Origin of the sequence: Agrobacterium sp. Azo12, assembly GCF_029193765.2 — a bacterium.
Lineage (GTDB): Bacteria > Pseudomonadota > Alphaproteobacteria > Rhizobiales > Rhizobiaceae > Agrobacterium.
Map to the genome: position 1 here is coordinate 541,513 of NZ_JARFYO020000003.1, position 26,692 is coordinate 568,204.

26 protein-coding genes are annotated in these 26,692 nt (G+C 55.4%); 11 read left to right on the forward strand and 15 right to left on the reverse strand.

Annotation, left to right across the window (positions count from 1 at the left end; translation table 11 throughout):
- Positions 1-6 precede the first annotated feature (6 nt).
- On the forward strand, positions 7-2,076 hold the full coding sequence (locus PYL13_RS24540; RefSeq protein ID WP_275642591.1) for an FAD-binding oxidoreductase: 2,070 nt from the start codon (positions 7-9) through the stop codon (positions 2,074-2,076).
- Positions 2,077-2,109: 33 nt separating this feature from the next.
- On the opposite strand, the gene PYL13_RS24545 is transcribed toward PYL13_RS24540, so the two are convergent.
- Complete coding sequence (locus PYL13_RS24545) at positions 2,110-2,469, reverse strand: ArsR/SmtB family transcription factor (protein WP_250984060.1); 360 nt, start codon at positions 2,467-2,469, stop codon at positions 2,110-2,112.
- Between the two features lie 201 nt (positions 2,470-2,670).
- Here PYL13_RS24545 and PYL13_RS24550 point away from each other — a divergent pair, with 201 nt between their 5' ends.
- Positions 2,671-3,774, forward strand: coding sequence for an NADH:flavin oxidoreductase/NADH oxidase (locus PYL13_RS24550; protein ID WP_250984059.1), 1,104 nt, complete (start codon positions 2,671-2,673; stop codon positions 3,772-3,774).
- 102 nt (positions 3,775-3,876) lie between these two features.
- On the opposite strand, the gene PYL13_RS24555 is transcribed toward PYL13_RS24550, so the two are convergent.
- Positions 3,877-5,202, reverse strand: coding sequence for a DUF882 domain-containing protein (locus PYL13_RS24555; protein WP_441296704.1), 1,326 nt, complete (start codon positions 5,200-5,202; stop codon positions 3,877-3,879).
- Between the two features lie 245 nt (positions 5,203-5,447).
- On the opposite strand from PYL13_RS24555, the gene PYL13_RS24560 reads away from it, so the two are divergent.
- Positions 5,448-5,729 carry a hypothetical protein gene (locus PYL13_RS24560; protein WP_275642592.1) on the forward strand — a complete coding sequence of 94 codons (282 nt, stop codon included), beginning with the start codon at positions 5,448-5,450 and terminating at the stop codon, positions 5,727-5,729.
- Between the two features lie 69 nt (positions 5,730-5,798).
- Here the strand turns inward: PYL13_RS24560 and PYL13_RS24565 are convergent, their stop codons facing one another.
- Both PYL13_RS24565 and PYL13_RS24570 read right to left on the reverse strand, forming a co-directional pair.
- Entirely contained in the window at positions 5,799-6,971 is a 1,173-nt protein-coding gene (locus PYL13_RS24565) for a pyridoxal phosphate-dependent aminotransferase (protein ID WP_275642593.1), read from the reverse strand.
- A gap of 297 nt (positions 6,972-7,268) precedes the next feature.
- Complete coding sequence (locus PYL13_RS24570) at positions 7,269-7,652, reverse strand: pore-forming ESAT-6 family protein (protein WP_275642594.1); 384 nt, start codon at positions 7,650-7,652, stop codon at positions 7,269-7,271.
- A gap of 588 nt (positions 7,653-8,240) precedes the next feature.
- Between PYL13_RS24570 and PYL13_RS24575 the strand changes: the two genes are divergently transcribed.
- The 7 genes from PYL13_RS24575 to PYL13_RS24605 all read left to right on the forward strand — a co-directional run bounded on the left by PYL13_RS24575 (position 8,241) and on the right by PYL13_RS24605 (position 14,334).
- The gene (locus tag PYL13_RS24575; RefSeq protein WP_275642595.1) at positions 8,241-9,593 is read left to right on the forward strand and encodes an NAD(P)H-dependent oxidoreductase; all 1,353 of its coding nucleotides are present in this window, start codon (positions 8,241-8,243) and stop codon (positions 9,591-9,593) included.
- Positions 9,594-9,603: 10 nt separating this feature from the next.
- On the forward strand, positions 9,604-9,909 hold the full coding sequence (locus PYL13_RS24580) for a putative quinol monooxygenase (RefSeq protein WP_275642596.1): 306 nt from the start codon (positions 9,604-9,606) through the stop codon (positions 9,907-9,909).
- A 17-nt stretch (positions 9,910-9,926) separates the two neighbouring features.
- Positions 9,927-10,793, forward strand: coding sequence for an NAD(P)-dependent oxidoreductase (locus tag PYL13_RS24585; RefSeq protein WP_275642597.1), 867 nt, complete (start codon positions 9,927-9,929; stop codon positions 10,791-10,793).
- Between the two features lie 53 nt (positions 10,794-10,846).
- Positions 10,847-11,845 (forward strand): DctP family TRAP transporter solute-binding subunit, encoded by a 999-nt coding sequence (locus PYL13_RS24590; protein ID WP_275642598.1) that lies wholly within the window; start codon positions 10,847-10,849, stop codon positions 11,843-11,845.
- 145 nt (positions 11,846-11,990) lie between these two features.
- Entirely contained in the window at positions 11,991-12,539 is a 549-nt protein-coding gene (locus PYL13_RS24595) for a TRAP transporter small permease (protein WP_275642599.1), read from the forward strand.
- Positions 12,536-13,816: a TRAP transporter large permease gene (locus tag PYL13_RS24600; RefSeq protein ID WP_275642600.1), complete on the forward strand. Its 1,281-nt coding sequence runs from the start codon at positions 12,536-12,538 to the stop codon at positions 13,814-13,816. The genes PYL13_RS24595 and PYL13_RS24600 overlap by 4 nt, the downstream gene beginning before the upstream one ends.
- Entirely contained in the window at positions 13,816-14,334 is a 519-nt protein-coding gene (locus tag PYL13_RS24605) for a gluconokinase (RefSeq protein WP_275642601.1), read from the forward strand. Before PYL13_RS24600 ends, PYL13_RS24605 begins: the two co-directional genes overlap by 1 nt.
- On the opposite strand, the gene PYL13_RS24610 is transcribed toward PYL13_RS24605, so the two are convergent.
- Complete coding sequence (locus tag PYL13_RS24610) at positions 14,335-15,252, reverse strand: LysR substrate-binding domain-containing protein (RefSeq protein WP_275642602.1); 918 nt, start codon at positions 15,250-15,252, stop codon at positions 14,335-14,337. It abuts the gene before it with no gap.
- 164 nt (positions 15,253-15,416) lie between these two features.
- Positions 15,417-15,881, reverse strand: coding sequence for an Lrp/AsnC family transcriptional regulator (locus tag PYL13_RS24615; protein WP_275642603.1), 465 nt, complete (start codon positions 15,879-15,881; stop codon positions 15,417-15,419).
- Positions 15,882-15,998: 117 nt separating this feature from the next.
- Between PYL13_RS24615 and PYL13_RS24620 the strand changes: the two genes are divergently transcribed.
- A complete protein-coding gene (locus tag PYL13_RS24620; RefSeq protein WP_275642604.1) occupies positions 15,999-16,832 on the forward strand; it encodes a PhzF family phenazine biosynthesis protein in 834 nt (277 codons plus the stop codon).
- 6 nt (positions 16,833-16,838) lie between these two features.
- On the opposite strand, the gene PYL13_RS24625 is transcribed toward PYL13_RS24620, so the two are convergent.
- The 9 genes from PYL13_RS24625 to PYL13_RS24665 all read right to left on the reverse strand — a co-directional run bounded on the left by PYL13_RS24625 (position 16,839) and on the right by PYL13_RS24665 (position 26,239).
- Entirely contained in the window at positions 16,839-17,750 is a 912-nt protein-coding gene (locus tag PYL13_RS24625) for a lactonase family protein (protein ID WP_303299149.1), read from the reverse strand.
- A gap of 77 nt (positions 17,751-17,827) precedes the next feature.
- Positions 17,828-18,658, reverse strand: coding sequence for an NAD-dependent epimerase/dehydratase family protein (locus PYL13_RS24630; RefSeq protein ID WP_275642606.1), 831 nt, complete (start codon positions 18,656-18,658; stop codon positions 17,828-17,830).
- Between the two features lie 36 nt (positions 18,659-18,694).
- Entirely contained in the window at positions 18,695-19,759 is a 1,065-nt protein-coding gene (locus tag PYL13_RS24635; protein WP_275642607.1) for an Ldh family oxidoreductase, read from the reverse strand.
- Positions 19,756-20,550: an ABC transporter ATP-binding protein gene (locus PYL13_RS24640; protein WP_275642608.1), complete on the reverse strand. Its 795-nt coding sequence runs from the start codon at positions 20,548-20,550 to the stop codon at positions 19,756-19,758. Before PYL13_RS24640 ends, PYL13_RS24635 begins: the two co-directional genes overlap by 4 nt.
- The gene (locus PYL13_RS24645; RefSeq protein WP_275643060.1) at positions 20,547-21,428 is read right to left on the reverse strand and encodes an ABC transporter ATP-binding protein; all 882 of its coding nucleotides are present in this window, start codon (positions 21,426-21,428) and stop codon (positions 20,547-20,549) included. The genes PYL13_RS24640 and PYL13_RS24645 overlap by 4 nt, the downstream gene beginning before the upstream one ends.
- Complete coding sequence (locus PYL13_RS24650) at positions 21,403-22,239, reverse strand: ABC transporter permease (RefSeq protein WP_275643061.1); 837 nt, start codon at positions 22,237-22,239, stop codon at positions 21,403-21,405. The genes PYL13_RS24645 and PYL13_RS24650 overlap by 26 nt, the downstream gene beginning before the upstream one ends.
- Positions 22,240-22,322: 83 nt before the next feature.
- Positions 22,323-23,354: an ABC transporter permease gene (locus PYL13_RS24655; protein WP_250984041.1), complete on the reverse strand. Its 1,032-nt coding sequence runs from the start codon at positions 23,352-23,354 to the stop codon at positions 22,323-22,325.
- Positions 23,355-23,438: 84 nt separating this feature from the next.
- Positions 23,439-25,043: an ABC transporter substrate-binding protein gene (locus PYL13_RS24660; RefSeq protein ID WP_275642609.1), complete on the reverse strand. Its 1,605-nt coding sequence runs from the start codon at positions 25,041-25,043 to the stop codon at positions 23,439-23,441.
- A 47-nt stretch (positions 25,044-25,090) separates the two neighbouring features.
- Positions 25,091-26,239 (reverse strand): mandelate racemase family protein, encoded by a 1,149-nt coding sequence (locus PYL13_RS24665; RefSeq protein ID WP_275642610.1) that lies wholly within the window; start codon positions 26,237-26,239, stop codon positions 25,091-25,093.
- Positions 26,240-26,692: the final 453 nt, after the last annotated feature.

Below are 26,692 nucleotides of genomic sequence, written 5' to 3' on the forward strand. Positions count from 1 at the left end.
GTGCGAATGTCCGATCGAAATGCGCAACTCGAAAATGTTTCGGCCTTGTCATCACCCTGGCATGAAGGTGAGCTGGAATTGCAACGACACGCCGGTGTCGCCGACCAGATGGATACGGTTGGTCGAAAATTCGTGCGTCATTTTCTGCTGGATCAGCACCGCGAATTCTATCCGCTTCTGCCGTTTATCGTTATAGGTGCGGTGGATGGCGAGGGTATGCCATGGGCTACAATCCGGAGCGGTCAACCGGGTTTTCTGCATTCACCTGATCCGCTCACACTGGACATCAATGCGGTGAGTGATACCAGCGATCCTGCGCAAGCCGGAATGAAGGAGGGAGACCCTGTCGGCCTGCTGGGAATTGATCTTGTAACCCGCAGGCGCAACCGTATGAACGGCTTGATCACCCGTCAGTCAAACGAAGGCTTTTCGGTTTCGGTGGAGGACAGTTTTGGAAACTGTCCGCGTTACATCCAGAACCGGCATTTCGCGTTCGTGCGTGACCCGTTGCAACAGACGAGTTCTGCAGTTGATGTCAGCGACAGACTTGACGCCGATGCACGGCGTATCATCTCCACAGCAGATACATTTTTTGTCGCATCCTATGTCGATCGACCCGACGAAAAGCGGCAGGTTGATATCTCGCACCGTGGCGGCCGGGCCGGTTTCGTGCGCATTGACGATGATGGCGGTCTGACTGTCCCTGATTTTAACGGCAATCTGTTCTTCAACACGCTCGGAAATTTTCTCGTTAATCCGCTTGCCGGTTTGGTGTTCTTTGATGCAGTAACAGGTGATGTCCTGCAGATCGCAGGGACTGTTGAGCTTATTCTTGAATCACCCGAAATTACGGCTTTCGAAGGTGCAGAGCGGCTTTGGCGGGTCATGCCGACGAAGGTTGTCCGGCGTCGGGATGCACTGCCCTTGCGGTGGACGTTTGCCGACGATGGAATGTCGCCCAGTAGTCTGATGACCGGCAGTTGGACAGACGCCGAGGCCCGGCTGCAGGCCGCAGCAAAAGCAAAGACCTGGCGCAATTTTCGTATTGGACGGATCGTCGATGAAAGCACGACGATCCGCTCACTCCACCTTGAGCCGGCTGACGGTGAAGCTTTAATCCCGCATCTGTCAGGTCAGCATCTGCCGGTCAAAATTGCCGATGGTGGGGTGTTCATCCGACGCAGCTACACGATCTCAAGTGCACCGTCGGACGGTTATTACCGCATAAGCGTCAAACGCGAGGGGAAGGCATCAAACCTGCTGCATGGCATGCAGATCGGTGACGAAATTTCAGCGCTTGCGCCAACCGGTGCCTTCACTATCGATCCGATGGAGCGGAGCAGGCATGCGGTGTTTATTGCCGCCGGTATTGGTGTCACACCCTTATTGTCAATGCTGCGTCATCTCGTTCATGAGGGCGATAGGACACGACATCGCCGCCCGGTCTGGTTTTTCAGATCATCCCATAGACGTCAGGAGCGGGCGTTCGACCAAGAGATTGATGAATTGGTCGCGCGCGGCAACGGCAGCGTCCGGGATATCAGAGTCGTTGGGCAGTCGGAGGAAGACGGGTTGGAAAGTCGCGAGACTTTAGGCCGCATCAATATGGATCTGTTGAAGGCGCATCTGCCCTTTGACGATTATGATTTTTATCTCTGTGGGCCGCCATCCTTTATGCAGTCGGTTTATGATGGCTTGCTCAAGCTCAATGTCGCAGATGAACGCATACATGCCGAGGCTTTTGGACCGTCGGGGCTGAAACGCGATGTCAAAGACGGTTCTATTAAGGTCAACTCTGCACAGCCTGCGTCCGAGCCTGTCAGGGTGATTTTTGCAGGGTCGACAAAGGAGGCGCGGTGGAAACCCGGTGACGGGTCTTTGCTCGAACTTGCGGAACAGCGTGGCCTGTCACCAGCCTTCGGTTGTCGGGCAGGGCACTGCGGAGATTGTAAAGCCGCTATCATCAAAGGGCAGGTCAGCTATTTCTCGCAGCCAGCCTATGATCCTGGTGTGGGCCATGCGTTAATCTGCTGCTCCGTCCCGGCAACTGGCAGCGATCTGCACCTGGACATCTGATAGTCTGTCAATACCGACTTGGGGGCGTTGGTCTTAGCGTTGACCTGCCAACGCCACCGCCTTTTCGGCACCGCCATCCCGCTCTAACTCATCGACCAGAAGTGCCAGAAGACCGGGAAAGCGGGCTTCGATATCTTGCTTCCGCAGCGACGACGAACGCCGATTTCCGTAGTCGATCTGGCTGATCAGGCCGGACTCACGCAGAACCTTGAAGTGATGGGTGAGGGAAGCTTTCGCGACCGGAAATCCGAAGGACACACAGTTGCGCTCCGTGCACTCAGGCAATGTTGCGAGAATGGCAACGGTGGTGCGACGCAGAGGATCAGACAATGTGGACAGGACGACACCGAGGTCGATCTCGTCACGTGCGGGTTGGGGAAGCAAATCTGGCATGAAGACATTTTACCGGGTCGGACGATGATGCGCAAGCGCAAGGTACGCCTTGACGTATACCTTCGACAGGCTTAGGTATGGTATTGTCCATACCAATTGATCTTTGTCAGATTGATTGACTGGTCAAGATCGCGCATCATTCTGGGAACCTCATCAGGTCATCGGTATGGTGACAAACCCGTCACGTTAAGAGTATGCCCAATGCCTCAGCCGCAGCTATTCACGCCGTTCAAGATCCGCAATCTCGAACTAGAGAACCGTATCACCATCGCCCCGATGTGCACCTATTCAGCCGTCGATGGTTGCATGACGGACTGGCACCTGATCCATCTCGGGCAACTTGCGCTGTCTGGCGCCGGCCTGTTGACCATCGAAGCAACCGCAGTCGTTCCCGAGGGACGCATCAGCTACGCGGATGTCGGCCTCTATGACGACGCAACAGAACAGGCCATGCAACGCACGCTGGATGGCATTCGCAAGTGGTCAAACATACCGATCGCGATACAGCTTGCCCATGCCGGCCGGAAGGCGTCTTCGGACTTGCCTTGGCTGGGTGGCGCACAGATTGCGGCAGACCAGAAGAATGGCTGGCAAACCGAAGCACCTTCCGCGGTGCCGTTCAAATCCACGGATACGGTGCCGACCGCGCTGACCCGTGAACGAATGAACGCGATCCGCGATGCCTTTGCAGAGGCTGCCAAACGCGCTGCCCGTATCGGGATTGATGCGGTACAAATTCATGCGGCGCACGGTTACTTGCTGCATTCATTTCTCTCGCCGCTTTCCAATCATCGAACTGATGAATATGGCGGCAGCCTGGAAAACCGGATGCGTTTTCCGCTTGAGGTCTTTGATGCGGTCAGATCTGCATTCCCTGCGGACAAGGTGGTGACGGTTCGTGTTTCGGCCACCGACTGGCACGACAATGGCTGGGATATTGAACAGACCATAGAGTTTGCGAAGGCTCTGGAGCTTCGTGGCTGCGATGCCATCAACGTATCGACGGGCGGTCTGCATGTCGATCAAGCGATTCCGCTGTCCCCGAGCTATCAGGTACCGTTCGCTCGTGCCGTCAAGGCTGCGGTGAAGATGCCGGTTGTTGCTGTTGGATTGATTACCGAGCCTGCACAGGCCGAGGCAATCATTGCGACTGGCGATGCCGATCTTGTCGGCCTTGCCCGTACGATCCTCTATGATCCGCGTTGGCCTTGGCACGCGGCTGCCGCACTCGGCGGAGAGGTGTCGGCTGCACCGCAATATCATCGCAGCCAACCCTCCACACTGAAGTCGCTTTTCAAGATGTAACAGTCACTGACAATAAGGCTCCGGTTTTGAAAGACCGGAGCCTTTATCGTTTCAAAAGTCGGCAAGGCAACGAAAGCGGAGCACCTTAAATGTTCCCCGCTTTTATATGTCGGACAGATCCCTGCTCGTGCCGGTATCGGTCGTATGATCCATCAGGACACGTCTTGTCAGCTCAGGAGCGAACATCGCGACCTGACTGTTGCGCGGAGAGATCGCCCAGCCGATCAAGATGTCCTGGCTATCAAGCTCCTCTTCATCGTCAAGATCGACAGGTTCGAAACGCAAGGACGCGATAGACGATTTCGGCTCCTTGAAGGCTGTATCGAAATCCGGTGTGACCGCACTAAAACCCGTGGTGAACGACGGTGTCAGGACAGTGGCCGCGGTTGCCGGGTCGCCAGGTGTGGGCGAGGGACGAACAGAGGGGATGGCCCCCAGCGAAGCGGTCACGATTGGATCGGTCGCTGCAGCAACTTCGCCAATTTCTGCCTCGGGCCTCATAGTGGGCATTGGTATCGCGAACTTCGCGACATCAACGCGTCCGTCATCGGTTCTGTCGGCGATGTCAAAGGCTGTGGTCGGCCGGCTTGTGGGCACCGGCAGCATTGCAGTCACCAGTGTGCTCTGGCTATCCGCAACCGGTGCAACACGGGATGGGGCGGCGGCGGCTTTTGCCTGCGAAGCAGCGTTGGTTGGTCTGGCAACCGACGCAACCTGAATTGACTGACCGTTGACGCGACGTCTGTAGTCGGCAAGCGCAACGTTATAGCCGGCAAAGCGTCTGCCATCTGGCGGCAGATGCAGTGTTTTGCCATCCGGGAAAAGTCTGACCAGTTCCTGCCGCGACATGCGCGGCCAAGCGCGTACTCCACCGACGTCAACATGCAAGAACGGCGAACCAGACGTTGGGTAATAGCCAACGCCTCCTGCCTGCATCTGCATGGCGAGTGCACGCAGCGTCGACAGCTTCACACCGGGAATATAGAAATCCATCGCCTTGCCCTGCATATGCAAGCTTTTTTCTCCAACACCGGTGTTTCTCGACCGGCCACGCAACATGGCGTTGGTGGTGGGAGACCGGTAGCCGGAAACGACATGGATGTAGTTCGAAGTGTTGGCGCGTTGGTAGATTTCCCAGACAATGTCGAGCAGCCTCGGGTCCATCCGTCCGCTCTCATTACGTCGCCAGTCACGAAGGAAACGATTGACCTTCTGCAGACCTGCCGGATCGAAACGGCCATTCCGCTTGTAGGTAATGGTGGCCTTTTCTCCGGTATGTACAAAATACAGCTTGAGTGAGCGGTCTTGTGCCTGGGCGAATGACACCACTCCAAGCAGCGCGACCGCAGCGATTGTCACAACGCGGATCGCCTTGGCGAAACGGTTGAGAAGGCCGGAAAGGCCAACCGACGTCATGTCGGGAGACATAATAATCGACAACTTGAACACCCGCTTGGCTGACAAACTCCACAAAGGGCAGGCGGCAGTCAGTACACCCATGCCCTCGAACAACTGAGGGCAATTATGGTCAACAAGGTGTTAACGGGTGATTTACGATGAGACAGTTGCCGCCCGCAATTCATCACAACGACGTTATAAGGTGGGTTGGAAACCAGATATGCACAGGCGGAAGTGTCGACGCCAACGCCAATTTTCTTAAACGACATAGACACTTGAGCCTATTTCTCCAGGAGCTTCATTTCCGCTTTGATTGCACTGCTAAAATACCATCCAAGCAGACGTTTTGGCATGTTCCGCATGATGAAATTGCGCAGGCGGAAGGCAAAATTGCTGTGCGGAAAGAAGACGGCGGCCATCTTGCGGCTGCGTGCCCGCAGACGTTGAATGATGGGAGAGCTTCTGTTCATGCAGTGCCTGCTCCAGCATTTCCGCAGATGCCGGTTGCGCACCTGCGGGTTGCTGTTTGCAGTAAAGTCGTTGAACAGTTTGGCTGATCCTGTTGTGTTTCGGGACGGGGCCATCCTTAGGAGAGGATGTCGGTATCGAAAGAACGATTGCAGACCTCATCGGCGAAGGAAGTCTGACAGCCTGTTCAGGCCTTCGGAAATCTTGTCTTCGGAAACGGCGTGGCACCACCGCAGCCAACCTTCACCCTCGGGACCGAAAGCGGCTCCCGGCGCGAGACCAAGACCGACTTCGCGGACGAGACGCTGCGCCAACTCGAGAGATTTGCCGTAGCCATCAATGCGCAGAAACGCATACATGGCTCCGCCAGCCTCCGGCACACTGACGCCGCCCATGCTGCGTAGCCCGTCAACCAGCAATGCACGGGTCTTGGTAAGATTGGCGCGCAGACGCAGCACTTCACTTTCTCCTTCCTTGATCGCCACGGCTGCAGCGCGTTGGGTCGGTTCAAAGATGCAGGAGAAATTATACTCCACGAGCTTGGTGGCATCCTGTGACAGCGTCTCCGGAATGACCATCCAGCCAATACGCCAGCCGGTCATCGACCAAGCCTTGGAGAGGCTGTTGACTGAAATGATGCGATCGCCGGTTTGATAGTGGCGCAGAAATGACGGGGCGTAACGGACGGCAGGGTCATATACCAACCGCTGATAAACCTCGTCGGCCAGGATCCAGATACCGTGCTTTCGGCAATGCTTCAAAATGGCCTGAACGCTTTCGTCATCAATCGTCCAGCCAGTCGGATTGTTTGGCGAGTTGATGATAACCATGCGAGTGTCGGGCGTCAGCGCATCGATAAGTTTGTCGAGATCGAGCGACCAGCGACCGTCATTGATGGACAAAGAAACCCGTTCAACATTCGCGCCGAGAATAAGTGGTGCTTCGCTGATATTTGGCCACAGCGGGGTTACCGCCACAACCCGGTCACCGGGCGATAGTACGAGCTGCATTGCGATCTGCAAACCACTCATGCCGGAGCCGACAGCCAGTACCTGTTCGACCGGAATGGCGCAGCCGAGCAGTTCGCTCTGATAGGCCGCGATGGTTTCTCTCAGATAGGGACGCCCGAGATTCTGGGAATAAAATGTTTCACCCGACAGCAGGGATTCTGCCGCTGCTTTCCGAACGAAATCGGGAGTGGCCGTATCGGCCTCGCCGAACCAGAAGGGCAAAACATTTGACTTGCCCATCGCCGCATTTGCGACCTCACGGATAAGCGAATTGGAGAGTGCCCGGACAGCGGGCCGCGCTTCGACAACAGTATCAATCATCGTTCCTGAATTTCACATATATTTGGGAGTATCAACCTGCTCCATGCATGATAGAGCTTAGGATAAGCCTTGCACGGTCCGTTTTTTGCCTGCCAGTTCCAGCCCACCAACCTATCAAAAACTCGATGTAACACCGCGCGTCGACGTTATCGTCGGCATCCCGGTATTCGGATTTGCTGTTTTGAAAAGGCGAGGCGGGCATCCCGCCTAATAATTGCCCGTCCAGTTGGTGAACTGAACAGGCATGGTGTCTAAAGCGCATAATTTATTGCCGATAAGGCCATGCGACCAGAATGGTTACTGGGGCAGGTTTGCAGCAGCCTGTTTCAAGGCATTTGACATGGTCTCGCAAAGCTTGGCTTCATCAACGCCCTGCGCTTTTGCGGCGGTTGCCAGGTCTTGTTCCATACCCATGACGGAGACCTTTCCTTGCTTGCCAACCTCTTCTGCAGCATCGCCCTTGGAAACATCGGCAGGGGCGGGCACTAGGGCAAGAAGCTTGGTCTGAACTTCGGCTGCGGTACCGTCAATATGACCTTTTCCCTGGCAATAGGTCAGTACGCCGAGCTGGTTTCTCGCCGCAGTATATGCCATTTCCACCTGTTCAGGCGTCGGTTGCTGTGCAAATGCAGCCGTGATTGTGGCGCCAGTCAATATAGCCGTTAAAGCAAGAATTTTCATATTTCTGTCTCCTTACAAAACATCATGCAACCAATTGTTATTGCTTCTGAATGGTTCCAGCAACTGCAGGTTTCTAGAACATTATTCTTCTGTTGTTTGCCGAAGCCCAGGTTTTCCCTTTCGAAACGGTCATAATTTCTCAAGTGTATAAGGCGCAGTACTTGAGCGGAAAATTGCGGTGCGGCTGTGGCAGGAAGATGCAAACTTCTCCTAATCTCGATGTCTCAATTTGTTAGAAAAACTAAACAAAATTTCTTTTGTTCTAAATTGAGCTAACGTCGCCGCACGTTTAATCTCCCATTAACAGCCAAAGGGAAATGGCTGCATTGCTCGCGGGGAGGAGTTCTGCGAGCCGAAGGAGGAGATCAATACATGTCATTCAGCACCCGAAAGCGGTGGGCGTTACCGTTTGCCTGATGCGCACTATCTGACACCAGGTTGATGCAGCGGCGCAGCCGTTCGCATTGTCTGTCGCACTAACTGCAATCTCATCGTCGGAACGGTTTCCGGTATTTGCCCTCTTCCCGGAAGGCGAAAACGCTGCACTGCGCCCATCGATGATGCTCAACATCATCCAAGGATCATTTCATGAATCTCTACAGTCTTCTGTCCGCCAGTGCCGCCAAGGGGCGCCCCGTTCGTGTTGGCCTGATTGGCGCCGGTAAATTCGGTTCCATGGTTCTCGCCCAGGCGCAACGCATCGACGGTCTGCATATGGTTGCGGTCGTTGACCTCAATGTCTCCAAGGCACGGGAATCTCTCAATCGCGTCGGTTGGTCCGACAACCGCTACAGCGCAAAAACGGTCGGTGAAGCCATGCTGTCCGGCACGACCTGCGTGCTTGATGATGTCGATGCCATGCTGGCCTGCGACGAGATTGACTGCATCATCGAGGCAACCGGCCATCCGATTTTTGGAACACGCCATGCTCTCAAAGCCATTGAGGCCGGCAAGCACGTTGTGATGGTCAATGTTGAAGCCGACGTCATGGTTGGGCCGATCCTGGCTGAAAAAGCCCGCCAGAAGGGTGTGATCTACTCCATGGCCTACGGGGATCAGCCAGCTCTGATCTGCGAACTGGTCGATTGGGCGCGTGCTACCGGTTTTGAAGTCACCGCTGCCGGCAAGGGCATGAATTTCGAGCCGCGCTACCGCTACTCGACGCCTGAAACCGTCTGGGGTTTCTTTGGCTGGACCGATGAGGAAGTTGCCAAGGGTGATTTTAATCCAAAAATGTATAACTCCTTCACCGATGGTACCAAGGCGGCAATCGAAATGGCAGCGGTTGCCAATGGCACCGGTCTGGATTGTCCGGATGATGGTCTTGCCTTCCCGCCAGCTGGACTGCACGATCTGGCGCGGGTCTTCCGTCCAACGGCCGATGGTGGTCGCATGGCGCGCTCGGGTCTTGTCGATATCGCTGCCAGCCAGGAGCCGGATGGCCGTGAAGTGTTCAACAACATCCGTTACGGCGTCTTTGTTACCTTCAAGGCGCATAATGAATATGCCAAGGCCTGCTTTAAGCAATATGGCCTGCTGACCGATCCTTCGGGCTGGTATGCATCCATGTGGCGTCCGTTCCACATTATTGGTCTTGAAACCTCCATCAGCGTGCTGTCGGCAGTGCTGCGTGGCGAGGCAACGGGTTGCTCCAAGGAGTTCCGCGGCGATGCCGTAGCAGTTGCCAAAAAAGACCTGAAGCCTGGCGAAATGCTGGATGGTGAAGGCGGTTTCGCGGTCTGGGCCAATGCAATTCCGGCAGAGCGCAGCCTTTCCCTGAAAGCCCTGCCAATCGGTCTTGCCCACAACGTCAAGGTTATCCGCCCGATTGCCAAGGACACGATCGTCAGCTTCGACGACGTCGAACTGGTCAACGATCTCGATGTCGTCAACCTGCGTCGCGACATGGAAAACCGTTTCCGTCCTGGCAGCCAGGCATAAGGAGGCCGATATGCCTGATAACGACAAGCCATTCGTCGTGTTTGCCGGATTTCATGTGAAGCCCGGCTGTATGGAAGCCTTTCTTGCAGCGGCGCATGACGATGCCAAACATTCCGTTGCCGATGAGCCGGGTTGCCGCCAGTTCGATGTCGTCACGATCGACGATGAGGACGATACGGTTGTCTTCTACGAGGTCTATGACAGCCGCGCTGCCTTCGATGCGCATCTCGAAACACCGCATCTGGCGCGGTTTCGTGAAGCCTTCCCGGCACTAATCATTGCCGAGCACCCCGTGCGATTCGGCAAGCTGTTCTGAAGGGGATGGGACTGACGATGAGAGGTGGATTTATCGGCACTGGCATCATGGGCGGCCACATGGTTCGCAGGCTTTCCGAGGCGGGTTTCGACATGGCGGCCTGGAACCGCTCACCGGAGAAAACCGCACCTTTGAAAGATCTGGGTATCGAGGTGGCAAGTAGCGCCGTTGCCGCCGCAACGGCCAAGGATTTCGTCATTTGCATGTTGAGCTCAGGCCCAGTTTGCGATGAGGTTTTGCTTGGGGAAGGCGGCGTCATTGATGTCATGCAGACGGGGTCTACACTCATCGTCATGAGTTCCATTCCGGTCGAAACCGCGAGGAAACAGGCAGAAATCTGCCGAGAGAAGGGCATTTATTATATTGATGCTCCTGTGTCGGGCGGTGAGAAGGGTGCCCGTGAAGGCACGCTTGCTATCATGGCTGGCGGTGAGGCCGATGACGTGGCCGCCATGCAGCGGGTTTTTGCCGCTATGGGCAGACTGACGCCTGTGGGACCGGTTGGCAGTGGCCAACTTGCCAAACTTGCCAACCAGATGATCGTTGCCAGTTCCATCTGCACGGTGGCCGAGGCATTGCTTTTGGCTGAACGTGGTGGGGCAGATCCCGGCCGCGTGCGCGAGGCACTGCTTGGCGGTTTTGCCGACTCGACGATCCTGCGACAGCACGGCTTACGCATGGTGACGAATGATTTCGTTCCCGGTGGCCCAGCCCGGTACCAACTCAAAGATACCAACACCGCTCTGTCGCTTGCGGCAGGGCTTGGACTGCAGCTTCCCATCGCCATCGGGGCCGACCGGCTTTTTGCCGCCATGGTCGAAAATGGCGATGGCGATCTTGATCATAGCGCCGTCATAGAAGAGTTGCGGCGCATGAATGCCTGATGCTTCCAGGGAGGGAAGTATCGTGATTAAAAACACTGTGTGGAGGAGAACACATGAACATGACTTTTATGCGCGGACTTCTGGTTGCCGCGTCCATGCTGGCGACAACTGCAGCGCAAGCTGCGACAACGCTAACGCTGTCGACACCCGATACCGACACGTCGGAAATCACCATCGCCGCCAAAAAATTCGCTGAAATTGTCACGGCGAAAAGCAACGGTGACATCACTGTCAAAGTGTTTCCGAACGGTACGCTTTATGGCGCTGATCCATCGGCGGCCGTCAAACAGCTGGCTGGCGGTTCGCTGGATATGCTGTTGCTGTCCACATCGCTTTATTCGAACTTCAATCCGAAGTTTACAGCCATTTCCATCCCCTATCTCTATGACGACATGGCGCAGCTTCGCGGTTATCTGAGCGGCGAACTGGGGCAGGAGCTGATTGCAGATCTAGACAAGATCGGCATCAAGGGGCTTGGCATGTGGACACGTCCATTCCGCCAGATCACCAATTCACGTTTGCCGATCACCTCTCCGGCCGATCTTGCCGGGGTGAAACTGCGTGTGCCGAACAACCCCCTTTACGTCGAGTTCTTTAAGAAACTCGGCGCTGTTCCGACCCCCATGGCCTTTGCGGAAGTCTATAATGCCCTCCAGCTCAAGGTCGTTGACGGGCAGGAAAACCCGATCAACGTACCGCTCAGCGCCAAGCTCTATGAAGTCCAGAAATACGTTTCCATGACCGACCACATGGGCGACGGCTGGGTCATGGCTATCAATCCTGCCAAGTTCGCAGCGCTCACTGATGATGAAAAGAAGATCATCACCGAGGCCTCGGCAGAAACCGAGAACTGGAAGGCTGAAAACGACGCGGCAGAAGCTGACAAGGCGCTGGCCGAGCTCAAAAAAAGCGGCATGGAAGTCAACACTTTGACGCCTGAACAGAAACAGGCCTTCGTGGAAGTGTCGAAAAGCCTGTTTCCGGTCTTTGCCGGTCTCGTGAAGGACCAGTCGTTCTTCGATCGCAGCGTGGCTTCCGTCGGCAAGAACTAACGTCTCGTGTCACGGCCGCTCGGGGCTTTTTCTCGGGCGGCATGACCCTCCGGGTACAGCGCATCAGCCCTGTGCCACCACGCCTTTATCCGCATGAATGACTGACAGCCTGGCCTGTCCCGACCCGTTCTGAAGGATCGCTTTAATGTCTAGCAATACCTCTATTCCCAGCCGCATGATCAGGATCTTCGCCGATGTTTCGGCAGGCCTCGCTGCCATGGGAATCTTTCTTGTCGTGCTTCTTCAGGTGGGCAGCCGCCTTGCAAATATACCGGTTTCCTGGACAGAGGAAGCCACACGGTTTCTGTTCGTCTGGATGGTGTTCTTGGGAGTTGCCGCAGGCTTTCGCACCGTGGAGGCAGCCCGTGTTGTCGTGTTTATCGCCTCGCTGCGGTCCGTTTTCAAATATCTGGCCGTGCCAATCTATGTCGGTTTTTCCGTGCTGTTTTTTGGACTGATGTTCTGGACGGGCGCAAGTCTGGTGCGCCAGCAGTTCATGATGAATGAAACCGCCGCAACCCTTGCCGTTCCCATGTGGGCAATTGGCATCATCATGCCGCTTTCGGCTCTTCTTGCCATTCTTGGCATCGTCGATTCCCTGCGCAACCGCCGCAACCAGATTGCGTTGCCGGAGATCGGCATTGCCCAAACCGAAACCGACATATCCGCATCCAATACGGAGAAGGCGCTATGAGCATTTTTCTTCTGGTTCTGTTTCTGGTGCTCAGCGCACTTGGCGTACCGCTCGCGGTCTCGCTTGGCCTTTCCAGCATCGCTGCAATCCTCATCTATACATCGACGCCGCTTGATTTGCTGTCACAGAGCATGTTCTCGGCCATGAATTCCTTCCTACTGGTGGCTGTGCCGCTGTTCATTCTCGTCGGTGTGCTCATGGAGCGTGGGCGCGTGGCTGAAAGGCTGTTTGACTTTGCCGAGGCATTGGTCGGCTGGCTTCCCGGTGGGTTGGGGCACGTCAATGTGGCATCGTCGGTGATCTTCGGTGGTGTTTCGGGCTCGTCCGTTGCCGATATCGCCTCGATCGGCGCAATTGAGATCAACGCCATGCAGCGCCACGGTTTCCCCAAGGGCTATGCTGTCGGCATGACACTGGTGACATCGACCTTGTCATCGATCATTCCACCGTCGATCCTCATCGTGATCGCCGGTTCCATCGCTAATGTGTCCATCGGCACGTTGCTGGTTGCGGGTCTGGTGCCTGGCCTTTTCCTGGCCTTCATGTTCATGGTTTTCAACCACTTCTATTCGGTCTATCACGGCTATAATCCCCCCAAGCCTTTTAATGTCCGACTTGTGGTCACAACAGGCATTGCCGCGATATTGCCGATGCTGACGCCGGTCATTCTGCTTGTTGGTATCGTCGATGGTTATTTTACACCGACGGAAGCTGCCGCCATTGCCGTGCTTTACACCATGTTCCTGTCGATTGTGCTTTATCGCACCATCCGCCCGAAGGAACTGCCATCGATCTTTATTGAAACGGCACGCACAACAGGCACCATTCTTTTTATTGCCGCGACAGCCAAACTGGCGGCATGGGTCTTCACCTATGATGGGCTGCCACAGCAGGTTGCCGAATTCCTCGGCAGCATCAGCACCGGCCCGACGATGGCACTGTTCCTGATCTTCCTGTTCCTCATCGTCATCGGCATGTTCATGGACGCTATTGCCGCCATGTTCATTCTGATCCCGGTTCTGATGCCACCGGCCATCCAGCTCGGTATCGATCCCATGCACTTCCTGATCGTGACGGTGATTACGCTGACGCTTGGCCTGATTACGCCGCCAGTCGGTGTGTGCCTGTTTGCGGTGGCGCAGGTGGCGAAAATGTCGATCGAGGATGTCATCAAGGGATCGATCCTGCCAATCAGCATCATGATGGCGGCGATCCTGGCGCTGGTGCTGTTCCCGATCCTGACGCTTGGCCCGATCCGGTTGCTTGGATTGTACTGATGGCAGGCGATACGTTCATTGTGGTGATGGGCGTCTCGGGCGCTGGCAAGACAGAAATTGCCAGTGGCCTTGCCCGTGAATTGGATTGTCCGTGGCTGGAGGCCGACCAGTTGCACAGCGCTGAAAACATTGCACGGATGCGTTCCGGGCAAGGGCTTTCCGATGAGGCGCGCTGGCCGTGGCTTGCCAGCGTTTGCGATGAGGCAGTTGCCCTGTCGCAGCGCCCTGTCGTGATTGCCTGCTCGGCACTGAAGCGGCGTTACCGTGATTTTATCAGGGAAAGACTAGGGCAGGTCCGTTTCATTTTTCTCGATGGTGCCGCGGAAATCATCGCGGCGCGGCTTGCCAACCGTAAGGGGCACTATGCTGGTGTATCTTTGCTGGACAGCCAGCTTGAGGCGCTGGAACCACCTGAACCGGACGAGCAGGCACTTCATTTATCGATAGGGTTGATGCCTGCAGATATCGTGCGCGCCGCCGTTAACAGCCTGACGCAGGTGCGGGCAAAAAAGGCATAATCAGATGTCGGAGGGCCAGACGGAGATCGCCTCTTTCTCCCGCCACAGAGCGCTTTCCGTGCGCAACCATTCAAGGAACGCACGTACTTTCTTTTGCCTGAGATGATCTCTCGGGCAAACGATCCACTGGGTGGTTAGCCTGATCTGTGGCGGGGCCTCTACCGGGCAAATCAAGCGCCCATCACGCAATTCGCGCCACATCATCAGATTGCTTTCAAGTGCAATGCCGAAACCGTCACAGGCCGCATCGATTGCCATATGGCTGCGGTCAAAGAACACGCGTTTCCAGCGGTCCGGCGCTTCGATGTTGGCAAGAGTGAACCAGCGCGGCCATTGCGCCTGCGATTTTACCGAATGGATGAGGCGATAATTGAGAACTTCCGACGGGTGCAATCCGTCTTGGGGCGCGTAACCTGGTGCGCAGACAGGAAAAAAGTACTCTTCCGTCAGTCCTTCCACGAAAAGGCCCGGCCAGCGACCATCGCCGTGGCGAATTTCCACGTCGACCATTTCGCGGTTGAAATCGGTCGGCTCGTTGGTACCGTCCAGCCGCACTTCCAGTTCGGGGTGATTGTCGAGAAATGCGCCAAGACGCGGCAACAGCCATTTGTTGGAAACGGTCGGCGTGGCGCGGATCGTCAGTGTGGTGACCGAACGATAACCACGTATGGTGTTGGTCGCCTCGACAATACGGTCAATTTCATCGGTCACGCTGGCAAAGTAACGTTCGCCTGCCTCTGTCAGCGTGATGCGACGGCCAACCTTGCTCAGCAGCGATATGCCAAGCTGAACCTCCAGTACCTGTATCTGCTGTGTGACGGCAGAGGGTGTCACACCCAGTTCATCGGCGGCGCGTGAAATACTGCCTGCCCGTGCGACGGCGTGAAACACGGTAATGGCGCGTATAGGAACCTGCATCGCGAGTTACTTCCGGTTTGTGTTTCGGTCGCGTGCTGGATGGGAATCTCGCCTCGGACGAAATTGATTCTAAAGCATAATTGAACCGCAGTAAAAGCGGGGATTGGCTGGATTGGAAGCCTGGTCGGTTTTCCTGCGATCCGCAGAACCCTGATGGCAACAAACTATTCATTGTCCGCAAAAGGTGCGCGTCGTCTTGGTACGGGGGTTCCCTTGATGATGCTCGTATTGGTGCGCGCCTTGTCATGAAGCGGGTCTAGTAGTCGATTGAGGTCCTGAATATCTCTCAACACCATACGCGCGATGAAGCAATCGTCGCCTGTGACCGTGTCACATTGTGTGATTTCAGAGGTGTCTTGAAGAATTTTCTCAACGATGTGCAGTTTTCCCGGAAGCGGCTCGACCCGCACGATGGCTTCAAGGCTGTATCCCAGCATTTTCGAGGGGACCTCGATTGTGAAACACTCGATTACCCCTTCATCTTCAAGACGTCTGACGCGCTCCCGCACGGTCGGCGGTGACAGGCCGACAGTTGAGCCAATCGCCTGTGAACTCTTGCGGCTATCCGCCAAAAGTTCGTCGATGATACTACGATCTTTCGAGTCGAGACTGATTTTCTTCATCGTCATACATTAGCTGATTTCCTTCTCAAATAGAAAGCGATATTCTCCTTGATTTTTCATAATAAAAGTACTTGCGACGAAACTGCTGCTAATTTGTTGGCGCAAAATATTAGGAGTAGTGCTGTGCAGGTTAAACGAATTTCGGCGTTCACCAACAACGGTTTGGGAGGAAATCCGGCCGGTGTTCTGTTGACGCAAGGGCCCATTTCAGTCGAGCAAATGCAGGCCATCGCCGCCGAGGTCGGTTATTCCGAGACGGTATTTGCAAGTCCGAACCCGGACGGGTCTTGGCGGGTTCGTTATTTCGCACCTGAAACAGAAGTGCCTTTCTGCGGTCACGCAACAATCGCGCTGGGAGCGGTTCTCGGTGATACACAAGGACCGGGCCGTTATGCCCTCAGTCTTTCTAAGGCTGAGATCGAAGTGTCTGCCGAACAGATCGACGGGACGTGGGTAAGCACTCTTCTATCGCCGCCAACCCGCAGCAGTCCGGCCGATCCTGATCTGGTTGATGAGGCTTTGTCGTTGTTTGGCTATACAGTGGACGAGCTTGATCCTCTTTTGCCGCCGCGTCGCGCCAATGCGGGCACCGAACATCTTGTCCTGCCTCTCAACACTCGCGACGCATTGAAGCGGATGGACTACGATCTCGAAGAAGGTCGTCGTTTTATGGAAAAGCATCGGATCGGGACAGTGGCCTTTATCTTCCGTGAAGAGGAAAGGCGTTTCCAGGCGCGAAACGCATTTGCAACTGGCGGGGTGCTGGAAGACCCTGCAACAGGTGCAGCAGCGGCCGCTTTTGCAGGAATGTTGCGTGACCTGCAAATACTCAGCGATGGCACCTTTGTCATTCATCAAGGCGAGGATATGAGGCAGCCGAGCCGGATTGAGGTTACGCTCACAGAAACCCCTGGCGCCCCCGTCTCGGTAAGAGGCCGCTCGTCCGTCATTGTTTGACAGGCTTCAATCCAACGCAACGGAAAAGACCCAGCTGGGACGCTCTCCGGTTGCAAAGTCCAGTCGGCGAACTATGCCGCCGTCAGACGTCAGGCTGTGGATTGCAGCACGATTGCCGCGAAAACCAAGAGTGGTGACAAACTGGCCCTGCAAGTCGATAAAAAAAGCGCGAGGATAATCGGGGGTGGTCACTTCAGTTCGAAGGGCAGGGTGTCTAGTGTCGGGGTCAATATCCAGACATATGAGTCGGTTGGTGTTGCGCTCGGTCACCAAAAGGCTTCTGCCTTCATCAAAAAGCGCAATTTCGCCGGACATGGCGGGGATATTGTCGTCGATGATGGAAAGGGTATGAACAATCTCCATCTTAGCTCCGAGCGAGATTGTGACAACCTTGCCGCCCTCTTGCAGCAGTACATAGGCAAAACAGCGATCCGCGCTGATGGCCAGATGGCGTGGACCGGAGTTGTTCTCCATGGATATCTGGTCGTGGAAAGTCAGCGCGCCGTTTTCGGGATCGAAGTCAAAGCGCCTGACCAGATCGCCTCGACAGGAAGTTGCTAATGCGAGATGGCCTGAAACCATGAGGCAGTGCGCCATCGGGCCTGCCGTAACCCGATCTGTTGACCGCATGACCCGCCCGTCATCATCGAGTGAAAACACCGCGCCATCCTCTCCTCCGGCGGCGAGAAGATGTTTTTCATCATCGGTAAGGGACAAATGGCAAATGTTCTGCTCAATTGGAAAGCTGCCCAGTAACACTGCACCGGGTCGGCTCCGGTCAATTGCAAAACTGTGAATGGCACGACTGTCACCCCGCCATGCTAGCCAGAACCGATCGCCGGAACGAGAAACAGCCATGGGGGCTGCATCTCCCGGCCCGATTGCTCCGGGCACAGCGACGGCCTCCAGATCAATCAACGACCAGTCAGTCGTATCCAGTACGTGGAACTGAATATTTGCAGATCGGGCATTGCAGATGGCAATCAGATGTCGGCTCATTCTCCAACCCGTCGGTTTGCGAGCCACTCCAGATTGCCGGTAAAATCCCGCCCGGCATGATTGGCACCCTGCAACACCGTGGCGACATCGTTCTTATCAGGCGTGGTCATGGCAATCTCTGGTGCATATGTCTCCGCATTGTCTTGCGGTGCATAGCCGAGTTGATAGGCACGGTCGTTACGCCACCAGCTTCGACTATTGTTGGAAACACCATAGACGATTTCATTGTGATATTCAGCCTGCAGTCCGACCCGGATCAGTGAGGCGAGATCACGTGACGAAACCCAGGTCGCCAGTTCCCGTTCAATGGACGGTGTTTCGCGGTATGTGCCGATACGAATGGAAAAACACTTGATGTTGAATTTGTCGGCGTAGCAGCTGCCCAATGCCTCACCGAAGACTTTTGTGATGCCGTAACGCGAGTCAGGTCGTGCAGCTTCCGTCCCGCTTAGCGTCTGTGTCGCAGGATACATGCCACTGGCATGATTTGAGCTTCCAAAGATGACACGTTTGACGCCCTGTTGCCGCATTGCCTCCCACAGATTTGTGCAGGTGACAATGTTTGGGCCGAGCAGCTCGGACCATTCGCGTTCACGCGGTTGACCAGCCAGATGTATGACCGCGTCGACACCGTCACAGAGCCGTTTTGCCTGTTCGGGGTCGGTCAAATCAGCCTGAACCCACTCAACGTTTCCAGACCTGGATGTTGCCGATGGACTAGCCGGGCGGATGTCGGTTAACCGCCAGAACTCTCCATGATGTGGCAAAAGACGTGCAACGTCAGTTCCGATGACGCCGGCAGCACCGGTCAGTAGTATTTTCCGCATATTATCATATCCGTTCGGGATGTTTGCGCCAGGTCGTCATGAGACCAACACGGGCATGTCGATTTTCAACTTCACCGCCCACTCTTCCAGTTTCTGGTAGATTGGCGCAATCAACGGCACACCCTGCGACAGGTGTCTGGCGCGGTTGTTCAGTGCCCTATCACCGGGCAGTCTTACGGCGTTGTCGGGATCAGCCGGTTTGTTGGCCCTGATATTGCGCGCGAGATGGCCAAGTTCCGTTTCCAATGCCGAGCGCCCGCCAAAAATCTCTGGGTCAAAAACCTGCAGGAACACATTGGCCTGCCAGCCTTGCGGACCGGTGTGACGACCGTTGCCAGAAAGACCGTGGGTTAACGCCTCGACCACAATGCCAAGCCCTGTGCCTTTATGACCGGAGGCCATGCCGCCCAGCGGCAGGATTGAGCCCGGCGGATCGGTCAAGCGCACAGCGGGGTCGCGACTGGCGCGGCCAGCATTGTCAGCCAGCAATTCGTCGCGGAAAAGCCGGTTTTGCTCCGACAGACGCCGGACCATGCCATTGGTGGTCGTTGAGGTGCTGACGTCAACCAGGATTGCACCTTCGGAGCCTGGGAAACCCCAAGCGAGCGGATTGGTCGACAGCAGCGGGGCCGTGCCACCGAATGGCAACACACAGGCTTCCGTTGGGTCCGAAACGGTGATCATTGCAACCATGCCCTGTTCAACGACTGGTCGCAAATAGGCAACAAGACTTGCCGTGTGATGGCTTCTTGCAATGGCAAGCGTGAACGTGCCGTTTTCATGAGCGCGCTTAACGCCCTGCCTGAAACCTTCCGTCAGTAACCATGGGCCGGGCAGAAAACATCCGTCCCACAACATGGCGGCAGGACAATCCCTGAGGACTTCGGGCTGTCCCGAGCGGGCCATGCCGCCGTTCTCCAAGGCTGAAAGATAGGCAGGTAGCAGGGCCAAGCCGTGCGTGTCGTGCCCCATCAAGTCACCCTCAACAAGCACTTCCGCAACCGTTGGCGCCATGCTGGAGGCAAGGCCCGCAGCACACAATGCGGATGTGGCAAAATCGCGCAAACCTGCGGCGTCATGAAGACTGGTTCTTTCCATCATGTCGCCTCTGTCCTCACACGCCCGCGGGTCAGATCATCGGCCATGGCGCGGTCGTAACTGCGGCTGGCCTCATAAAGGGTGCGGGTATAGTCCTGTTGCGCATCACCTGACATCAGTTGGCTGACGGGCAAAATTTCCTCGATCCGGCCGCCCTGCATCACCGCAAGCCGGTCGCAGAGATGGGCGATGACCGACAGGTCATGGCTGACCATGATGTAGGTCAGACCACGTTCCTTGCGGACATCCGACAGCAGGTTGAGGATTTCTGCCTGCACTGATACGTCGAGCGCGGATGTCGGTTCATCAAGTAGAAGTACCGAAGGCTCCAGGATCAGCGCGCGGGCAATTGCGACACGTTGCCTCTGACCACCAGATAGCTGATGCGGATAACGATACCGCGCCGCAAGCGGTAAGCCGACTTGCTCAAGGATTGTGTTAACACGCCGGTTGATATCACCAATGCCGTGTATCTTCAGTGGGGAAGAAAGAGTGCTGTCAATCGTGTGCCGCGGGTGCAGGGAGCCATAGGGATCCTGAAACACCATCTGAATTTGCCGATAATGGCTCTTTTGGATTTTTCCGCCGATCGGATGTCCGTTCACATCGATCTTTCCGGTCCAGTGTGTGTAAAGACCTGCAATGCACCGCAGGACAGTCGATTTTCCCGAACCGCTTTCGCCCACCAGTCCGAATATCTCACCCTTCGGCACATCAAAATTCACGTCGAACAGTACCTGATGGTCGTCATGCCCCGCGCCGAAGGAAAGGTTCAGTTCTTCAACCCTGATCATGGATGTTGCTCCTTTTGTGCAAGCCATGCCGGATCACGGCGCAAGACAGGCAAAGCCGGTCGACGTGTTTCCAGTGACGGCAGGGAATCCAGCAGGCCTCGGCTGTATGGATGTTGGACTTTGTCGAGGTCCTTGGCAGCAATGGTTTCCATGACCTGGCCGCCATACATGATGACAACCCGGTCGCAGAACGATCGCACGAGATTGAGGTCATGGCTGATAAAAATCAGGCCCATGCCGCGCTTGCGCACGAGATCATCAAGAATGGCCAGAATTTGTAGCCTGACAGTCACATCAAGCGCCGACGTCGGTTCATCGGCGATAATCACGTCAGGATCCGAAATCAACATCATGGCAATCATGATGCGTTGACCCATGCCCCCGGACACCTGATGCGGGTAGAGGCCATAGACCCGTTCGGGTGAACGAATTTGCACCGCTTCGAGCATCTCAAGGGCATTTTTTTTGGCCACATGACGGCCGACCTTGTGATGCGCGCGATAGGCCTCCGCGATCTGCTCACCGACGGTGATGACCGGGTTGAGCGAGAACTTCGGATCTTGCAGGATCATTGAGATGCGTGCGCCGCGGATTTGGCGCATTTCGCGCGGGCTTGCGCTGAGAATATCTGTGCCACGGAAACGTAGTGCCTTGGCTTCGACAACTGCGTTTGGTGACAACAGTCCCAGCAGGGCGCGACCAACTGTTGACTTTCCCGAGCCGCTCTCACCGACAATCGCAAGTTTTTCGCGTCCAAGTGTGAAGGACAGGCCGCGCACGGCGGTCATGTCACCAGCCCGTAGCCGGAACTTCACCCAAAGATCTTCAACTTCGATCAGAGGTTCGGCATCATCATTTACGTTTGGGATCGAGGACATCACGCAGGCCATCTCCAAAAAGGTTGAAAGCGAGACTGACGATCATGATCGCAAGTCCGGGGAAGGTGATGACCCACCAGCTGTCGAGCATATATTGCCGACCGGTTGAGGTCATGGCACCCCACTCAGGGGCCGGAGGCTGGGCGCCGAGGCCGAGAAAACCGAGGCCGGCTGCAGTCAGGATCACAGATGCCATTGCAAGTGTCTGGCGCACGATGACAGATGGCAGGCACATCGGCAGAATAGAGCCGAATATGATGCGCAGGTCAGTGGCGCCTTGAAGCCTCATGGCCGCTATGTAGTCGGCATCCCGCACAGTCATGGTTTCTGCGCGTGCGAGGCGAGCGATGCTGGGCCAGCCTGTAAGGGCAATAGCCAACACGGCCTGTTCCAGACCCGGTCCGAGCACTGCTACGAAGGCCAGTGTCAGGATCAGGCTGGGAAATGCGAGAAACAGGTCCGTTATACGCATCACAACCAGATCAACGATGCCACCGAAGTAACCGGAGACAGCGCCAACGATCAGGCCGATCGGGGCAACCGTGATGGTCACCAGTGCCACAATGTAGAGGGTGACGCGCGAACCATAGACGATACGGCTCCAGATATCGCGACCGTATTCATCCGTCCCGAACCAGTTTGCCAGGGATGGTGGCTGCAGAGCGGTGCGAAGATTTTGTATGGTTGGATCGTGGGTGGCAATCAGCGGCGCAAATATTGCCATAAAGACCAGCAGCGCGATGATGACTAGACCGATGAGCGCAAGCCGGTTTCCAAGCAATTCCAGACAGCCCAAGGCCACACGCTGCATCAGCGCTTCGCGAGGGGACTTTGCGTCACGCAGAAGAAACGGCCGTTCCGGCGACGTGGTACCTTTGAGAGGGATGATATCGCTCATCGCGTCGTCCTCGGATCAAATATCTTGTAGAGAAAATCGGTGAACATATTCAGAGTGATAAAGATCACACCGACCAGCAAAACACAGACCATAATGGCGTTCATATCGCCCAGTAACAGGTTGTTGGTCAGGTACTGGCCAAAGCCTGGCCATGCAAAGATCGTTTCGATCAGCAATGCACCTTCGAGCATCGATCCATAGGCCAGTGCCACAACAGTCAGAAGCTGCACTCGGATGTTGCGAAATGCATGGCCCCAGACAACCCGTGAAGGCGAAAGGCCTTTTACCTGCGCGGTGATGATGTATTCCTGCCCCAACTGATCGAGCATGAAGCTGCGGGTGAGCCGGCATAAAGATGCCATGGAGGCATACCCAAGGATCGATGCGGGAAGGATGATGTGCCTTATTGCGCTCCAGAACACGTCCCATTCACCAGCAACGGCGGAATCAATCAGGATAATGCCGGTGACCGGTTGAACAAGATCATCATAATAGCTGGCGACACGACCCGATCCGCCGACCACGCCGAGCCAGGCATAAAAGATCAACAACCCGACCATGCCCAACCAGAAAATCGGCACCGAATGGCCAAGGAGCGTGATGACACGAATGAAGTGATCAACCAGTGTATTGCGCTTGACGGCAGCAAGAACGCCAAGGGGGATGCCGATACCTGCTCCGATCAGCAGCGCCAGGCTGCCAAGTTCAATCGTCGCAGGGAACACCCTGAGGATATCGTCGCGGACTTGGTTCCCGGTCAGTAGGGCGGTACCAAAGTCCCCAGTGATAATACGGCCGATATAAAGGCGGAACTGTTCCCAGATGGGTTGGTCCAGTCCCAGACGTCTGGTCATCGCCTCATAGGTCTGGGAATCCGCATCCGGACCAACCAGTCGTGACACGATATCGACCGGCATGACTTGGCCGAGAAAGAAGGTCAGGGTCACCAGCAGGAAAAGAGTGACGATGACCGAGGAAAGCAGCTGGACGATACCGTCCGCACGCCTTGGCAGCAATTTACGAAACATGGAAATTTCCCGAGTTTGTCCGGCGGAACGTCCTTGTTCCGCCGATCTTCTGGGTGATGGCGATCAGATGACCCCAAGAAATACCTAGCGGTCCTTTTCGAGGTTGCGGTATCGCGTCGTCTGGTAGGGATGGGCGATGTAATTCTTCAGATCTGCCTGATAGACAACCGTGTCGTAGCTCTGGGAGATGACCTGGATAGATGGTACCAGCTCCTCATAGAGCGCCTGGATCTTTTCATAGCTCGCGCGCTGTTTTTCCGCGTCCGGTTCGATCAGCGCTGCGTCCAGCAACTCGTTGATCTCCTTGGATTGGAAAGAGGTTCGCCATGCCTGAAGCGTATAGAGCTTAGCTTCGTCGGTGTTGTCAGGGTTGTAAACAAGCGACAGCAGGCTGGTGTATGGATGCGAGCCGTTGCGATCACCGCCGCGGCCAACAACCATTTCAAACTTGCGATCACGCATGGCCCCGTATGTCTGGTCGCCATTGCCCGTGATGATCTCGGCTGTGATGCCGCCTTGTGCGAGTGACGCCTGAATGGCAGTTGCCACATTTACAAAAGGCGAGTCTGCCAGAACCCGGATCGTTGTCTTGAAGCCGTTGGGATAACCTGCGGCGGCAAGCTGCTCCTTGGCGAATGCCGGATCGAGCTTGTAGCCCGGATCAGGCAGGCTGCCGGGCAGGCCGGGAGACAACGGTCGCTGATGCAATTTACCGTAAAAGGGCAGGATTGTTTCGTTGATGCCTTCGTAATCGATCAGATGGCGTAATGCCAAGCGTACCCGTTGATCCTTAAACTTCTCGTCTTTCATGCTGACGGCGAGATAATAAACGTTACCACTTGGCACTTCGGCGGTGGCCAGCTTTTCATCGGTCTGCAATGCTTTGACGTCGGCGACAGACATGCCCATCGCAATGTCGATATCATCGCGCTGCAGCGCCAGACGCTGTGACTGGCTTTCTGGCATATGGCGGTAGATGATGCGGCGCATCTTCGCGGGCCCGGACCAATGGTCGTCGACCCGCTGCAGCACGACGGTGTCATTGGCCTGCCAGCGCACTAATTTAAATGGGCCGGAGCCTGCACTGTTGGTCGTCAGCCAGGCTTGACCGAAGTCACCATTCTTCTCGTGCTCCATGGCAAGCTTGCTGTCGATGACCATGCCTATGCCGGAACCGGCGATGACGCCGAGTATCAGGTCCGGATCGCTTGCTTTAGGCAATCGGACAACGACCGTATGATCGTCAGGCGCGGTTATCATTTCCGCAATGTTCTTCTCGTTGTAGCCGAAGACACGAATGTTGGAGCCACCGATGCCAAGAGCAAATGCACGGGTCACCGACCACACGAAGTCTTTGGCAGTCAAAGGATTTCCGGAGTGGAATTTGACGTCGTCACGCAATTTGAAAGTGATGGTGTCACGGGCGTCGTTTACCTCCCAGCTGGACGCAAGGCGTGGGTGAAACACACCTTTTTCGACCGGATCTGTCTCGAGGAGACTGTCATAGATGTTGCTATTGACCTCTGTCGATTCCCGGCCGCTCATTGCAGAGGGGTCGAGCGACAACATGTTGACCAAACTAACGCCAACGATCAGCTGGTCCGGTGGCGTTTCTGCCAGAGCGGGCATGCCTGCGCATGCGAGTAACGCTACAAGGCTGGCGGATTTGAGAAATGTTCCTATACGCATCGAATACCTTCCTCCTCAAAGGCATAGTTGCAGATGGATTATGTATTTCAGGGGACCTGATGATCCCGGATGTAGTCGAAGTTGATATCGTCACCGATCCCCGGGATATCAGGGGCATGCACATAGCCCTCTTCATCCATCGGGTCGCAGATGGTGTTGAGATAAAGGGCAGGAACCTCATAATCGAGGAACGGGTGCAGCAGTCCACGTTCGTAATATGTGCAGTTCGGCACGGTCATGCAGAGCGACAGATTGGCAGCGCCGTTTCCGTGAAGCTCGCAATCCAGCCCGTGGGATTCCGCAAGGTGCGCAACCTTGATCATTGGGGTGATGCCACCCGCATTCAGCACGCCACACCGCATGATGTCGCTTGCATCATTGCGGATCCATTCTGCTCTGGTGTGATGTTTGCCTGGCGCGGATTCCGGTCCAATGACGGGTATAGACAGGTTTTGTGACAGCCAGCGATAGGATGACATGCTGGTTTCATCCATGGGTTCCTCAAACCAATGGAAGTCCAATTCTTCCAATGCTTTGCCAATTTTCAAAGCGTTGCTGCGGCTGTACCAGTGATATCCATCCAGCATCAAAGCGATATCGGGGCCAACGGCATCGCGCACGGCAGCACAGGCTGCGATATCGAGCTTTACGTTAGGCGCACCCTTTGCCGGCGGCATCCAGGTATGCAGCTTGATGGCTTTGTAACCGCGCGCGACCAGAGTTTTGGCGAAACGGCCATAGTCCTCCGGCGTCGACAGGCCGCCTTCCAGCTCATCTCCACACATGATTGAGCCATAGGCCAGGATCTTGTTGCGATAGGTTCCAATCAACCGGTGCATTGGCAGGCCCAAGGCACGTCCGGCCAAATCCCACAGAGCCTGATCGACGGCGCCGATGGACCGGTCGGCCAGATGTCCACCCGACCCCCGTTGCTGATGTTCGATCCGCTGCCAGAGACGTTCGCGTGCCATCGGGTCTTCGCCGATAAGCATGGGGCGGAAATATTTATCGACGATACCGGGACGTAGGGCGTCCGGGCTTTGAAACGCGTAACCTTCGGACCCGTCGTCTGCCCGGACGGTAAGCATTGCCTGCGTGGCATCCTTTTCTGGCCCGGGATGGGAGTGCCCGTGGCTGTCCTGATGCTTGCGGGTCTTGTGCACAAACTTCGTCACAATGACGTCGGTGATCTTCATGAAATGCCTCCTCAGTCATCGCCTCATGCGCCCTCTTCCTTCAGGGCGCGTCAGTGAGATGACGGGATGTTTTTATTCGCAAAAGAGAATGGGCGTCAATAGTTGTGTGATGACTTATCGTAAAAAAAGTACGTGTTATATAAATTTGTCTATTTTTCAACCGTAAGTATTACGTTGGATATGCTTTTCTATAGATGCGAGATATGAAGTTCGATTTTAATTTATCTATATCAGATGTTTATGATGGTTTTCGTGCGAGGTAAGTTAAAAATAGTTTCAGAAATATCGAACTTACACATCATACAAGTTATCAATATGCTGCGCGAAGCTCGTGTAAATTTCGCGTGTTATGAGATTGGTTATTGTGTCCTGGATAAAAATTTCGAACACTTGACATACAAGTGAATGTTGGCAAAGGTTGTTCAACACGTTTCCTAACGGAGAGGACATTCT